This window comes from Risungbinella massiliensis, from assembly GCF_000942395.1.
Taxonomy (GTDB): Bacteria; Bacillota; Bacilli; order Thermoactinomycetales; family Thermoactinomycetaceae; genus Risungbinella; species Risungbinella massiliensis.
Genome location: NZ_LN812103.1, coordinates 1,072,988 through 1,086,949 on the forward strand (window position 1 = coordinate 1,072,988; position 13,962 = coordinate 1,086,949).

13 protein-coding genes are annotated in these 13,962 nt (G+C 42.7%); all 13 read left to right on the forward strand.

The window, feature by feature from the left end:
- The first annotated feature begins 3 nt into the window (after window positions 1–3).
- The 13 genes from infB (at window position 4) to VJ09_RS16580 (ending at window position 13,953) form a co-directional block, all read left to right on the forward strand.
- Window positions 4–2,613: a translation initiation factor IF-2 gene (infB, locus tag VJ09_RS16520; RefSeq protein ID WP_044642691.1), complete on the forward strand. Its 2,610-nt coding sequence runs from the start codon at window positions 4–6 to the stop codon at window positions 2,611–2,613.
- Window positions 2,614–2,621: 8 nt separating this feature from the next.
- Window positions 2,622–2,897, forward strand: a complete 276-nt coding sequence (locus VJ09_RS18180; RefSeq protein ID WP_044642692.1) for a DUF503 domain-containing protein — start codon at window positions 2,622–2,624, stop codon at window positions 2,895–2,897.
- 21 nt (window positions 2,898–2,918) lie between these two features.
- Window positions 2,919–3,275, forward strand: coding sequence for a 30S ribosome-binding factor RbfA (gene rbfA, locus VJ09_RS16530; protein WP_044642693.1), 357 nt, complete (start codon window positions 2,919–2,921; stop codon window positions 3,273–3,275).
- Window positions 3,272–4,261: a DHH family phosphoesterase gene (locus tag VJ09_RS16535; RefSeq protein WP_044642694.1), complete on the forward strand. Its 990-nt coding sequence runs from the start codon at window positions 3,272–3,274 to the stop codon at window positions 4,259–4,261. Before rbfA ends, VJ09_RS16535 begins: the two co-directional genes overlap by 4 nt.
- A complete protein-coding gene (gene truB, locus VJ09_RS16540; protein WP_044642695.1) occupies window positions 4,258–5,166 on the forward strand; it encodes a tRNA pseudouridine(55) synthase TruB in 909 nt (302 codons plus the stop codon). The genes VJ09_RS16535 and truB overlap by 4 nt, the downstream gene beginning before the upstream one ends.
- On the forward strand, window positions 5,166–6,149 hold the full coding sequence (ribF, locus tag VJ09_RS16545; protein WP_044642696.1) for a riboflavin biosynthesis protein RibF: 984 nt from the start codon (window positions 5,166–5,168) through the stop codon (window positions 6,147–6,149). The genes truB and ribF overlap by 1 nt, the downstream gene beginning before the upstream one ends.
- Window positions 6,150–6,284: 135 nt before the next feature.
- Window positions 6,285–6,554 (forward strand): 30S ribosomal protein S15, encoded by a 270-nt coding sequence (gene rpsO, locus VJ09_RS16550; protein ID WP_044642697.1) that lies wholly within the window; start codon window positions 6,285–6,287, stop codon window positions 6,552–6,554.
- Window positions 6,555–6,675: 121 nt separating this feature from the next.
- On the forward strand, window positions 6,676–8,802 hold the full coding sequence (gene pnp, locus VJ09_RS16555) for a polyribonucleotide nucleotidyltransferase (RefSeq protein ID WP_044642698.1): 2,127 nt from the start codon (window positions 6,676–6,678) through the stop codon (window positions 8,800–8,802).
- Window positions 8,803–9,074: 272 nt separating this feature from the next.
- Window positions 9,075–10,049, forward strand: a complete 975-nt coding sequence (locus VJ09_RS16560; RefSeq protein WP_044642699.1) for a polysaccharide deacetylase family protein — start codon at window positions 9,075–9,077, stop codon at window positions 10,047–10,049.
- A gap of 72 nt (window positions 10,050–10,121) precedes the next feature.
- Window positions 10,122–11,372, forward strand: coding sequence for a M16 family metallopeptidase (locus tag VJ09_RS16565; protein ID WP_044642700.1), 1,251 nt, complete (start codon window positions 10,122–10,124; stop codon window positions 11,370–11,372).
- Window positions 11,369–11,815: a dUTP diphosphatase gene (gene dut, locus VJ09_RS16570; protein ID WP_044642701.1), complete on the forward strand. Its 447-nt coding sequence runs from the start codon at window positions 11,369–11,371 to the stop codon at window positions 11,813–11,815. Before VJ09_RS16565 ends, dut begins: the two co-directional genes overlap by 4 nt.
- A gap of 17 nt (window positions 11,816–11,832) precedes the next feature.
- Window positions 11,833–12,015, forward strand: coding sequence for an aspartyl-phosphate phosphatase Spo0E family protein (locus VJ09_RS16575; RefSeq protein WP_044642702.1), 183 nt, complete (start codon window positions 11,833–11,835; stop codon window positions 12,013–12,015).
- A gap of 357 nt (window positions 12,016–12,372) precedes the next feature.
- The gene (locus VJ09_RS16580; RefSeq protein ID WP_082050628.1) at window positions 12,373–13,953 is read left to right on the forward strand and encodes a spore germination protein; all 1,581 of its coding nucleotides are present in this window, start codon (window positions 12,373–12,375) and stop codon (window positions 13,951–13,953) included.
- The last annotated feature ends 9 nt before the right edge of the window (window positions 13,954–13,962 follow it).

The window sequence follows — 13,962 nt, forward strand, 5'->3', positions numbered from 1 at the left end:
GAAATGACCAAGAAGCGAATCTATGAGTATGCAAAAGAGAACGGAATTAGCAGCAAAGAAGTGATTTCCATGCTCGATCGGATGGGAGTCCAAGTGAACAATCACATGAGTGTGATGGATGAAGGAATGAGGAAATCAGTGGAGCAATACATGAATCAAGTGAAAGAGGGTAAATCTCCAGACAAAACATCGGATAATCAGGAGACAAGACCTCAGGGAGAGAGACAAAGACAATCCGGTTCTGGATCACGAGAAGGTCAAGGACGACCATCACGTCCACAAGGACAGGGTGGAGGTGGACGCTCAGGTGGCCCACGTCCACAAGGACAAGGCGGAGGTGGTGGACGCTCAGGTGGCCCACGTCCACAAGGACAGGGTGGAGGTGGACGCCCAGGTGGCCCACGTCCACAAGGACAAGGTGGAGGTGGACGCCCAGGTGGCCCACGTCCACAAGGACAAGGTGGAGGTGGACGCCCAGGTGGCCCACGTCCACAAGGACAAGGCGGAGGTGGACGCCCAGGTGGCCCACGTCCACAAGGACAAGGCGGAGGTGGACGCCCAGGTGGTCCACGTCCACAAGGACAAGGTGGAGGCGGACGCCCAGGTGGCCCACGTCCACAAGGACAAGGTGGCCCACGTCCACAAGGACAAGGTGGAGGCCGTCCAACAACTAGTGCTCCAATTGTTAGTCAAGACACTGGTCGTCCAGATTCCCGACGCCCAAAAGGGAATCGTCGGGAATCTTCTACCAAGTTTCGAGATGAAAGTCGCGAATTCGAACACCGGTCCAATCAATACCGTCGTGGCAAAGGAAAAAACAATCGCCACCAAGCTCCAAAAGAAAAACAAGCTCCTGTATTACCAAAAGAGATTACCGTAAATGGTCCAGAGACAGTTGGCAACTTCGCTAAACTACTTCGTAAAGAGGCTGCCGAAGTAATTCGCAAACTGATTGCGAATGGGATTATGGCTACAATCAACCAAGAGATTGATGTCGAAACGATGACAGTAATTGCGGATGAATTTGGTGTAACAGTACAGTATAAAGAGATCTTCGACGAATCGAACATTGATGAAATCGAAGAGGTGGATGATGAGAAAGATCTCCTCGAACGTCCACCAGTTGTTACCATTATGGGGCACGTAGACCATGGTAAGACTACGCTCTTGGACAAAATTCGTCAATCGAAAGTAACAGAAGGCGAAGCAGGCGGAATTACCCAGCATATTGGTGCTTATCAAGTAGAAACTAACGGTAAGAAGATTACATTCTTGGATACACCTGGTCACGCAGCTTTTACTACCATGCGTGCACGTGGTGCAAAAGTTACTGATATTACGATCTTGGTAGTAGCAGCAGACGATGGTGTAATGCCACAGACAGTGGAAGCAATTAACCATGCGAAAGCTGCTGAATGTCCTATTATTGTTGCTGTGAACAAGATGGATAAACCAGATGCAAATCCTGACCGAGTCAAACAACAATTGACCGAACATGGCTTGGTATCCGAAGACTGGGGTGGAGATACCATTTTTGTACCGGTCTCTGCTATGCAAGGTACTGGTATCGATGATCTTCTCGAGATGGTCTTGCTAGTTTCAGAAGTTCAGGAGTACAAAGCCAATCCAAATAAACGGGCACGTGGTGTTGTCATTGAATCTGAGCTAGACAAAGGACGCGGTGCTATTGCTCGACTTCTGGTTCAAAATGGTACCCTCAAAATTGGAGATCCAGTAGTAGTTGGAAATGCATTTGGGAAAGTTCGTGCAATGATCAATGATCGTGGGCGCCGAATTAAGGAAGCTCCTCCATCTATGCCAGTAGAGATCTTAGGTCTTCAAGATGTGCCAGATGCGGGAGATCCATTTATCGTCTTTGATGATGAGAAGAAAGCTCGTTCCATTGCAGACCAACGTGCTATAAAAGCCCGTGAGGTAGAGCGTGGTTCCAAAAATCGTGTAACCTTGGATGATCTGTTTAAGCAAATCCAAGAAGGAGAAGTAAAAGAGCTAAATGTCATTATCAAAGCAGATGTGAATGGTTCTGCTGAAGCAATGAAAGGCTCACTTGAAAAAATCGAAGTCGCAGGTGCACAAGTGAAGATCATTCACTCTGGTGTAGGTGCGATTACCAAATCGGATATTATCTTGGCATCTGCTTCCAATGCGATCATAATCGGATTTAACGTTCGTCCAGAACCGATTGCTAGAGAGCTTGCAGAAGAAGAGAAAGTAGACATCCGTTTGCATCGTGTTATTTACAATGCGATTGAAGAGATTGAAACAGCAATGAAAGGTCTCTTAGATCCTGAGTTTGTTGAAAAAGTGGTCGGTACAGCCGAAGTTCGACAAACGTTCAAGGTTTCGAAAGTTGGTACGATCGCGGGTTGTTATGTAACAGATGGAAAAATACTTCGTGATGCTGGAGTTCGTGTTATTCGAGATAGTATTGTTATTCATGAGGGCAAATTGGACACCTTAAAGCGTTTTAAAGATGATGCCAAAGAAGTCGCCAAAGGGTTTGAGTGTGGACTTACTGTGGAAGGCTACAACGATCTCAAAGAAGGCGATGTAATTGAGGCATTTATTCAAGAGGAAGTGAAGCGCGCATAGTCGCTTATATTGGTTTATTAGAGATTAGAGGGAGAGTCGGTCACTCCGTCTCCCTCAAAGATAAAAGACGTGTAATCCAGAGTATCCTTGACCGAGCACGTAAAAGATGGAACCTTTCCGTGTCAGAAGTCGACTATCAGGATGATCGTCAGTGGACTCGCATGGCTTTTGTCAACGTGGGAAGTAATCGACAGATGGTCGAGCGTGAGCTTCAGCAAGTCTTGATGTTAGTAGAGGATCATAGCGAACTGGAAGTTTACGAATCTGATATTACATTTGTGTAAAACACGGAGGAGGTGTCGGCGTTGGCCCGCATCCGAGTGAGCCGTGTCGGCGAACAGATCAAGAAAGAACTAGGCGAAATTCTACAGCGTGAGTTAAAAGATCCACGTATTGGGTTTGTCACTGTCACAAGAGTAGAGATGACAGGAGACCTTTCCATTGCCAACGTTTTTGTGAGTATCTTTGGTAAGGATGAGGAAAAACAAGCATCCCTTGCTGGGCTGGAAAAAGCAAAAGGCTTTATTCGTTCGGAGATTGGAAAGCGCGTCAAAATGAGACATACACCTGAAATTATCTTTCATCTAGATGTTTCATTGGAGCACAGTGAACATATTAATCGTCTTCTTCACGAAGTGAATAAAGAAGGAAGTACGAAATGAGTAAGACCGGCAATTCTTTAGCGGAAATACAAAAGTTTCTACAAGAATCGGATCATTTTTTAGTTGTGGCCCATGTCAATCCAGACGGGGATGCAATCGGATCTACGTTGGCAATGCGAGGCATTTTGCGTCAATTGGGTAAAAGTTACACTTTGGTAAATGAATCATATGTTCCAGAAAGATTTCGTTTTTTACCCGGTTCCAATGAAATTCGGTTACTTCATGATTTGTCTGGTAGGCAATTCTCACATGTGATTACATTGGATTGTGGGGATCGTTTACGTGTAGGGGATGTTGCAGAATTATATGCTCCAGGAGTGAAGATCTGCAATATCGATCATCATTCAACCAATGATTTATTTGGAGTAGCCAACTATGTGGACATTGAAGCTGCTGCAACAGTAGAGTTACTATATCGACTCGTAGAGTACCTAGAATTGGAATTCACCTTAGAAATAGCTACTTGTATCTATACTGGTCTTATGACTGATACAGGTAGCTTTAAATATCCAAACACCACACCAGAAGTGCTACGACAAGCAGCGAGATTACTTGAGATTGGAGTTCCAGGTGCTCAAATTGCGGATCGTGTATTGATGACTAATACGTTTGCCCAACTGAAGATCTTGCAAAAAGCCTTGGAAACATTGCAACTTTCTCCGAGTAAAAAAGTAGCTTGGCTTCAGGTCTCCCGTCAGGACTTACAAGATTGTGAGGCGACAGAGGATGATTTGGAGGGAATTGTCAACTATGCTCGTGGAATTGAAGGCGTTGAGGTAGGAATTATGTTTCGAGAGACACGTGATAGGAAAGTAAAAGCAAGTTTACGGTCTCGTTCGGAATTAGATGTAGCCAAAATTGCCCAACAGTTTCATGGTGGAGGACATGCTAGAGCTGCAGGTTGTACATTAGATGAACCACTAGCAGAGGCTGCAAGTCGTGTGGTGAAAGTGGTAGAAAATGCTTGGGAGGACCGGTCAAAATGACGTTACATGGTGTTTTACCGGTTCGAAAACCGAAAGGATTTACCTCACATGATATTGTGGGGAAGATCCGTCGGCTTGCGAAACAAAAACGGGTTGGACATACAGGCACGCTCGATCCAGAAGTGGAAGGCGTGCTTCCAATCTGTTTAGGGCAAGCAACTAGATTAGCAGAGTATATCCAAGACATGCCAAAGAAATATCGTGGCTCTGTTACCTTAGGGACCGCTACGGATACAGAGGATCAGACAGGACAGGTCATAGAAAAAGTAGCAATCCACAATCTACCTACTGAGTCTGAGATCGTCTATGCAATGAAAAGTATGGTAGGGGAGATTGAACAAGTACCTCCAATGTATTCGGCCGTTAAAGTGAATGGGAAACGACTTTATGAATTGGCGCGAAAAGGCGAAGTAATTGAGCGTAAAGCCCGAAGGGTTCAAATTTATGATTTCGAATTTCTTGGGATGGACAGGGGAGAAAAACCAACCATTCATTTCACAGTTACATGTTCGAAAGGTACATACGTTCGTACGCTTTGTGTGGATCTAGGCAAAAAGTTAGACCTCCCATCTCATATGAGCTATCTAATACGGATTCAAAGTGGATCATATTCTCTGGAAGATTGCGTCACTCTAGAACAAATAGAAACAGTAGCGAATACAGGAGACTGGCAAAGCATACTACACAGCATGGGGGAGGCAGTATCTACTTTTTCCAAAATGATAGTGTCAGAAGCACAGGAGTTTGCTGTCTTGAATGGAAAAGCTCTTCAAGTAGAAGATCCACCTGAGACAAAAGACGGTTTGATTCGTATCTTTTCTGACACAGGTAGATTTTTGGCATTATATCGGGAGAAAGAGAAAGGACTGCTTATTCCAGAAAAAGTGTTTCGGGATGTGGAATAATGGAAACCATTCATCTTCGTCATCCTTATCAATCAACTGCTCATCTAGACTCCCCAATTGTGGTTGCTCTAGGTTTTTTTGATGGAGTCCATCTAGGCCACATTGGGGTATTGGAAAATGCAAAGCGTCTAGCAGAACAACAGGGTGCTCAGCTCGGAATAATGACCTTTTACCCTCATCCAAAAGAAGTACTAGGTAAACAACCGGAAGCTTTTCGCTATCTGACTCCGATACCAGAAAAACTATCGTTGTTTGAGCAGCATGGGATCGACAAAGCATTTATTGTAGAATTTACTCCAGAGTTTGCCTCTTTAAGTAAAGAAGCATTTTTAGATGAAATCTTGTCTCCTTTATGTGTAACAGGTGTTTCGACGGGTTTTAACTTCACCTTTGGCCGATATGCTACTGGTACACCAGATGATCTTCAGGTTCTGGGGAAGAATCGATTTGAAACGGTTACGGTTCCTCCTATCATGCAACAAGACCAGCCTATCAGCAGCTCACGGATACGAGCCGCATTAAGCAATGGAGAAATTGCTCTTGCCAGAGATATGTTGGGGAGACCTTATCGAGTGAAGGGAAACGTCATTCCAGGAGATCAACGCGGGAGACTATTAGGTTTTCCCACTGCCAATATTCGTTTAGAGCAACCATACTATTATCCTAAACTAGGTGTATATATTGTCGACGTCTGGGTTCCAGATCTTCAACTACGGTCATTTGGCATTATGAATGTGGGAATACGGCCCACTTTTACCCATACGGAGCCAGACATTCGTATAGAGGTACATTTGCTAGTTCAGGATCTTGATTTATATGGTAAAGAACTCGTGGTAGATTTGTTGCACTTCCTTCGAGAAGAGCAACGTTTCCCTTCTTTTGAACATCTAAAAACCCAAATAAACCAAGATCGCAAAACTGCTGATGATTGGATTAAGCAAGAAGCTCAAGCGAATAAACAGGTGCCTTTCCAGATCTATTAAAGACTAGGCATTGTCTTTTTGAATCTATTTTTGATATAATACTTCGGTAGTCCTTAAGAACCTTGTTCGCGGTAGATCGAGTGCCTCGCCGATCTTCTGGGAATGAGGGGATAGGTATAATAGGAGGTGAAATTCATGAGCTTAACTCTTGATAAAAAGCGTGAAATCATCAGCGAGTACAAAACGCACGAAGGTGATACTGGTTCTCCAGAGGTTCAAATCGCGATGCTTACTTATCGCATCAATGAACTGAACTCTCACTTGAAAGAGCATAAAAAGGATCACCATTCTCGTCGCGGTCTTCTGAAAATGGTTGGGCATCGTCGTAACTTGCTTAACTATCTTAAGAACAAAGACATCACTCGTTATCGTAAACTGATTGAACGTCTTGGATTGCGTCGATAGGTGGGAGCGGGGGAAACCCCGCTTTTTTCTATATGCGTTGAAAAAGCACTTTGCAGGAAATAATAAAAACATGAAGAAGTAATGAATGTTGTCTTTGTATGAGAGGAGGAAGAAATACACCATGGAACCTACTATTTATGAGACGGAACTAGCCGGTCGAAAGTTGTCATTTGAGGTTGGGAAATATGCCAATCTGGCAAATTCATCTATTATGGTTCGTTACGGAGAGACGGTTGTCCTTGCCACTGTCGTTGCTTCTAAAGAACCAAAAGATCTAGATTTCTTCCCACTGACCGTAAACTATGAAGAACGTTTGTATGCGGTTGGGAAAATCCCAGGAGGCTTTATTAAACGAGAAGGTCGTCCTAGTGAGAAAGCAATCTTGGCGAGTCGCTTAATCGACCGTCCTATTCGTCCGCTCTTTCCCGATGGTTTTCGTCATGAAGTACAAGTCGTAACCGTCGTAATGTCAGTAGATCAGGATTGCTCTTCGGAAATAGCCGCTATGGTGGGCGCATCCGCAGCTTTATCCTTGTCTAACATACCATTCTCAGGACCAATTGCAGGTGTGATCGTAGGTCGTGTTGATGGAGAGCTTGTCATTAACCCAACTGTGGAACAAATGGAGAAATCAGATCTTCACTTGACTGTTGCTGGTACCAAAGATGGTATCAACATGGTTGAAGCTGGTTCTCAAGAGATTCCAGAAGAAATTATCTTGGAAGCGATCGTAAAAGGTCATGAAGAGATTAAGCGTTTAGTTGCATTCCAAGAGAAAATGGTATCAGAAGTAGGACAAGAGAAAATGGTGCCCGAGCTTTATCGTGTTGATCAAGAGATTGAACAAAAAGTTCATGAGTTGGCACTAGAAAAAATGGTTTCTGCTATTCAGGTTGTTGAAAAACAAGCACGAGCAGATGCGATTGACGCTGTGAAGAATGAAACAGTAGAAATTCTTCAAGCAGAATTAGATGAAGATACTTTCCAAAAGAAGCAAAAAGAGATTTATCAAGTTCTCGATTCCATTGTGAAAAAGGAAGTTCGCCGTCTAATCTTAGAAGAGGGAAAACGTCCTGATGGTCGTACGATTGATGAAATACGTGCCCTTTCTAGTGAGATCAATATCTTACCACGTACCCATGGTTCCGGTTTATTCCGCCGCGGGCAAACACAGGTATTGAGCGTTTGTACTCTAGGTGCATTGGGAGATGTTCAGATTCTAGACGGTTTGGATCTAGAAGAATCTAAGCGTTTTATGCATCACTACAACTTCCCTCCATATAGTGTGGGAGAAGCTCGTCCAATGCGTGGACCTGGTCGTCGTGAAATTGGACATGGTGCATTAGGAGAGCGCGCACTTGAACCGATTATCCCTTCAGAAGAAGAGTTCCCTTACACCATTCGAGTGGTTTCGGAAGTGTTGGAATCGAACGGTTCTACTTCCCAGGCAAGTATTTGCGCTTCTACTCTTGCAATGATGCATGCAGGTGTTCCAATTAAAGCACCAGTAGCTGGTATTGCGATGGGGCTAGTCAAAGAGCAAGATAAAGTAAGTGTTTTGACCGATATTCAAGGCATGGAAGATCATCTTGGTGATATGGATTTCAAGGTTGCAGGTACCCGGAATGGAGTGACAGCGCTCCAAATGGATATCAAGATTACCGATATTGATCGTCCTATTCTCGAACGTGCTCTTGCCCAGGCACAAAAAGCTCGGATGGCACTTCTGGATAATATGGAAGCAGCGATTTCCGAGCCAAGTAAAGAACTTTCTCCATTTGCTCCAAAAATCGTCACGATGCGGATTCATCCGGATAAGATTCGGGATGTAATTGGACCAAGTGGTCGTGTGATTAACAAAATCATTGAAGAGACCGGAGTAAAAATCGACATTGAACAAGATGGTCGGATCTACATTGCTTCATCGGATCAAGAAATGAACATGAAAGCGAAAAAGATCATTGAAGATCTGGTTCGTGAAGTAGAAGTAGGTCAAGTCTATCTCGGTACGGTAAAACGTGTGGAAAAATACGGTGCTTTCGTAGAGATCTTTGCTGGAAAAGAAGGTTTGGTACATGTATCACAGTTGGATGTGAATCGTGTTGCTAAAGTACAAGATGTGGTGAACGTAGGAGACTCAATCCAGGTAAAAGTAACGGAGATTGATGATCAAGGTCGCGTCAACTTGTCTCGCAAAGCCCTCTTAAAAGAAGAAGAACAAATAAAACGGGAAGTAACCAAAGAGTAACAACAAGTCGAAGCAAAAGAGCCAGAGAGATCTGTCTCTTTTTTATCGTTTTCTTTCATTCATACATAAGGAAATTATGTAACCGTTCTAAAGGACAAGAACCCTACTTCCAGTTTGGTGAAAACAAACGAAGCTAGGGGATAATGGAATATAAAAAAATGAATAATGATTTGCTCATTCAGTAGAGATGATAGAATCCCCACTGAATGAAGTTTTGTTTTATAGGTCTAGACAGCTTTGTGTGACCATATAGTAAGACGAGGTGACAAGCTATGTCTAGACCAAAATATCAAATGGTGGCGACGGTTATTTGCGCTTTACTTGGAGTACTCCTCTTACAATTTCCACCACTTGATGTATTTATCGAAAGTGTGAAAAAACAGCAGGAACTATCAGTTAGTCTTTTTTTAGATCCGAATGAGCAAATATTAGAACAAATAAAATCAGAATCAGAAAAACGGAAAAAGGCGCCAGTTGATGCACGAGTAGATCGCGTTTGGAAGGCAATTCCAGGTTACAACGGGCGTGAGGTTGATGTGGAGGCTACTTATAAAGCAACGTTATCTAATCCGCAGAAAAAATTGACATGGCGTTATCGCGAAATCGCCCCTAAAATGAATTTAAAGGACTTAGGTGCCTATCCGATTTATCGTGGTTTTGAAGAGAAGAAGGCCGCTTCGATCATGATCAACGTGGCTTGGGGGACAGAATTCTTACCCAAAATGTTAGACATTTTGGATCAAGAACAAGTAAAGGCCACCTTCTTTTTAGATGGTTCTTGGTTAAAGAAGAACCCGGATATGGCAAAGCAATTGGTTGTGAGAGGACATGAGATTGGGAACCATGCCTATTCCCACCCCCTGATGTCTCAAATTTCCCAAGAGAGAATAGAGAGCGAGATTGGGAAGACAAAACAACTGATTAAAGAAACACTACAGCTAGAGAACATTTGGTTTGCGCCACCAGCTGGTGATTTTAATCAAACTGTCGTAGATAACGCTTGGAAACAAGGGATGCATACCGTTCTCTGGACATTAGATACAGTGGATTGGCGGAAATCAACCACTCCTGAGTCGATGGTGCAAAAAATCTCTTCTAAATTGGAACCAGGATCCCTGATCTTGATGCATCCTACTGATCGCTCCGTGGTTGCTTTACCTCAAATAATCCAAGAAATAAAGAAAAAGGGCTTAAAGCCGATGCCAGTAGGAGAATTACTTTCTCCAAACCGAGTGGATATAGATTGAGAGATTTTTCCTCCTCTGATATGATGAGGTCATTGCCTCTTAAGCTCGGTTACACAGATAAGGAGGTTTCCATTGATTGTTCGACATACTTTAGCCAACGGAGTACGAGTGGTGGCTGAACAAATCCCACATGTACGCTCTATTGCCATGGGGATTTGGATTGGCACTGGCTCGGAAAAAGAGATAGCTTCTGAGAATGGAATCTCCCATTTTTTAGAACACATGATGTTTAAAGGAACCGACAAACGAACTGCTCGCCAATTAGCAGAAGCATTTGATGAGATTGGTGGCCATGTCAATGCTTTTACTTCCAAAGAGATCACTTGCTATTATTCAAAAGTGTTAGATCAACATTTTGCCACCTCTTTGGAAATTTTAGCAGATATGTTCTTCCATTCTCGCTTTGATGAGCTTGAATTAGAAAAAGAGAAAAAGGTAATCATCGAAGAGATTCGAATGGTAGAGGACACTCCAGATGATCTCATTCATGATTTGATCTCGGAAGTCTCTTTGCAAGGTTTCCGAATCGGTGCTCCTGTTATTGGGACAGTAGATAATGTTAATTCTATTACTCGCGACCAGTTAGTAGCATATCGTAATAAAGAATATCATCCTAGAAATGTGGTCATTTCACTGGCTGGCAATTTACCAGGTGATTTCCTCAAACAAATCGAGGATCTTTTTGCTGTGCATCAGGGAGTTGCTAGTGAGGTAGAACCAGAATCTCCTGTTTTTACTCCTACAACCGTGACGAAACAAAAACAGACTGAGCAAACCCATATTTGCTACGGGTTTCCGGGTCTGCCAATTGGAGATTCACGTATTCATTCGTTAATCCTCTTAAATAACGTGTTGGGTGGCAATATGAGCTCTCGTCTCTTCCAAGAAATTCGGGAAGAAAGAGGTCTAGCTTACTCTGTTTTCTCATATCATTCTGCTCATCGCCAAACTGGTGTTTTTGCTATCTATGCAGGGACTGCTCCTAATCAGACAGAAGAAGTTTGTGAGCTGATTGAAGAGACAGTAGGAGAAGTCGCTGTAAATGGAATTACGGAACGAGAGCTAAAGAAAGCAAAAGAGCAGCTCAAAGGAAGTATGATGCTTGGGTTGGAGAGTACCAATAATCGGATGAGTCGTCTTGGACGAAATGAACTGCTTCTTGGTCGGCACCTTTCCTTAGATGAGGTGATCGAGAGTGTAGAAAAGATTTCTCTATCCGATGTAAATCAACTAGCAAGTGAGATCTTTACTTCTCCTAAGTCTCTAGCATTAATTTCTCCTGAGGGGAAAGTGCCAAAAGCATTTCGGGGGAATAACGGATGAACAATGTGGAATTACGTAGACTTCCAGGTAATGAAGATCTTTCTTTGCCGAAACAAATGTCTGCGGGTGCAGCAGGGTTTGATTTGACAGCGGCAGTTCTTCAACCAACTACGATTGAACCGGGAAAATGGAGGCTGATTCCAACAGGTATCTCCATTGCTATGCCTAACGGATTGGAAGCACAAGTACGCCCAAGAAGTGGGCTTGCGCTAAAATATGGGATTACCGTTCTAAATACTCCTGGTACGATTGATGCGGACTATCGTGGGGAGATTGGGGTAATCCTACTAAATTTAGGGGAGCAGGCTTTTGAAGTCCAACGTGGAGAACGAATTGCCCAATTGGTCTTTCAACAAGTTGCCTCAGTGAAGCTTCAAGAGGTAAAGGTACTAGATGATACACAGCGTGGTGCAGGAGGTTTTGGGCATACAGGCAAATCCTAAGAGGGAGTGGAGCATTTGTGAGTACTTCTCTTGCTATGAAGGACGTGCATGTAGAATTGGAGCAACTTCGCAACCATCTTCATCAGTCGATTCAAGGAGAACTTACTCGATTGACCGACCCGTGTGTGTTGCCGATTAGCCAACAATTAGACCTCTTAATCTTGGAAGCTCAACGATCGTTAGCTACGGAATTGAAATAGAGTAAATGGGCTCCTCATCTTAATTGATGGGGAGTTTTTTGTATCCATTAATGAAAGAGAACGAACAATAGATACATATGCAAAAAAATATTGGAAAAAATGAACATGTACATAGAGAAATTTTACAGAAGTTTTCTCATTTATGATGATTGTCTATCGGATTTTGAGAGATTTATATCTGTGTCTCTATAGGGATCTATGAAGGATTTATTAGGTGATAAAAAATGTGGAAATCAATAATAGCCTATCTTCCAAACTGGACTGTTTATATGCAAGCTCTGATTGTACTATGTATTCCTTTGGTTTTATCTAGTTTTTTTAAATGGATTCAAACTTTAGAAGAAGGGAGTGTTCAAAATGAGAGGGCGGTTGATCGGACCAACACAAACTGATAGCACTCTAAGTCAAGAACAAAATAGGAGAATCGCTTCTCCAGATTTAGCTCCCTATTCTAAAGGTCATTTCACAGGTAATTTCACCTCGGACTTGGAAATGATCAGACAAGAAATAGGTCATCACTCGGATGTATATTTTCGCGAGTTTAACATTGGACGCACAGGTATTCGTGCAATGATCATTTTTGTAGGTGGGTTATCTGATAAAGACTTTATTGATCAACATATTATGAGTATTTTAATGCTGGATTTCTCAAAGGAGTATAAACAAGAAGCTTCTTTTATTAAAGAGACCGTCTCCAAAGAGTTTATTCAAAATCAAGTCTTGTCTATTAGCGCGGTACAAGAAGTGCACACCCTAAAAGAGTTAATACCAAAAGTATTGACAGGTTCCACTGCGCTTTTGATCGACGGATCACCAGATGTCCTGATATTCGGAACAGCGAAAGCAAAATCAAGGAGTATTGATGAGCCTATATCAGAACAATTGGTTAGAGGTCCACGGGTCGGTTTCACGGAGCTATTAAGTGATAATACAACTCTTTTACGACAACAGGGTGCAAATAAACACTTAACCTTTGAAAACTTTCAAGTAGGCAATCGTATAAAAAAGCAACTAGTTATCGCCTATATCAAAGAGATTGCAAATCCAGAATTAATAGAAGAAGTTCAGAAAAGAATTCAAAAAATCAATATAGATCATGTACCCGAATCTGGCTATGTAGAGCAACTAATTGAAGATAACTACCTTAGTCCTTTTCCGCAAGTACAAAGTACAGAGCGGCCTGACCGTGTGATGGGGGCACTGATGGAAGGACGTGTGGCCATTTTATTAGATGGAACACCTTTCGCTTTAATCGTGCCTGTATCATTTAGCATGTTGTTACAATCACCCGAAGATTATTATGAACGTTGGATTCCTAGCACGCTTATTCGTATCTTACGTTTTGTGGCAGCCTTTATCGCTCTATTTACTCCTGCATTGTATATCTCCTTTATCTCCTTTCATCCGGGAATGATTCCGACCAAACTAGCCATTTCTATTATCGGCACGAGAGAGGGTGTACCTTTTCCTTCGCTAATCGAAGCCCTAATCATGGAGGTAGCCATTGAAATTTTACGGGAAGCAGGATTGCGATTACCCAAGCCGATTGGTCCGGCGATAGGGATTGTGGGTGGATTAATCATTGGACAAGCTGCTGTAGAAGCAGGGATTGTCAGCCCTGTTATGGTCATTGTAGTCTCGATAACTGCCATTTCTTCTTTTGCGATTCCACAATACAGTGCAGGTTTTACATTACGAGTCCTGCGCTTTGCAATCATGTTTGTGGCTGCAGTGTTTGGTTTGTATGGAATGATCCTATTTTTCCTATTGGTCTACAGTCATTTGGTGAAGCTAAAAAGTTTTGGTTTACCGTATGTAAGTCCAGCTATTTCATATCAATTTAGTGACTGGAAAGATTTCTTAGTTCGTTTACCACTTCAAATGATGAAACGTCGTCCAAAGATACTGCAATCCAAAGATCCGATACGTAAAAGATAGCTTTTGAGG

Bases quoted from the DNA above. Each gene is read 5' to 3' on its own strand.
- infB (WP_044642691.1), top strand. From the start codon at position 4: ATGACCAAGAAGCGAATCTATGAGTATGCAAAAGAGAACGGAATTAGC.
- VJ09_RS16535 (WP_044642694.1), top strand. From the start codon at position 3,272: ATGAGTAAGACCGGCAATTCTTTAGCGGAAATACAAAAGTTTCTACAA.
- truB (WP_044642695.1), top strand. From the start codon at position 4,258: ATGACGTTACATGGTGTTTTACCGGTTCGAAAACCGAAAGGATTTACC.
- ribF (WP_044642696.1), top strand. From the start codon at position 5,166: ATGGAAACCATTCATCTTCGTCATCCTTATCAATCAACTGCTCATCTA.
- rpsO (WP_044642697.1), top strand. From the start codon at position 6,285: ATGAGCTTAACTCTTGATAAAAAGCGTGAAATCATCAGCGAGTACAAA.
- pnp (WP_044642698.1), top strand. From the start codon at position 6,676: ATGGAACCTACTATTTATGAGACGGAACTAGCCGGTCGAAAGTTGTCA.
- VJ09_RS16560 (WP_044642699.1), top strand. From the start codon at position 9,075: ATGTCTAGACCAAAATATCAAATGGTGGCGACGGTTATTTGCGCTTTA.
- dut (WP_044642701.1), top strand. From the start codon at position 11,369: ATGAACAATGTGGAATTACGTAGACTTCCAGGTAATGAAGATCTTTCT.
- VJ09_RS16580 (WP_082050628.1), top strand. From the start codon at position 12,373: ATGAGAGGGCGGTTGATCGGACCAACACAAACTGATAGCACTCTAAGT.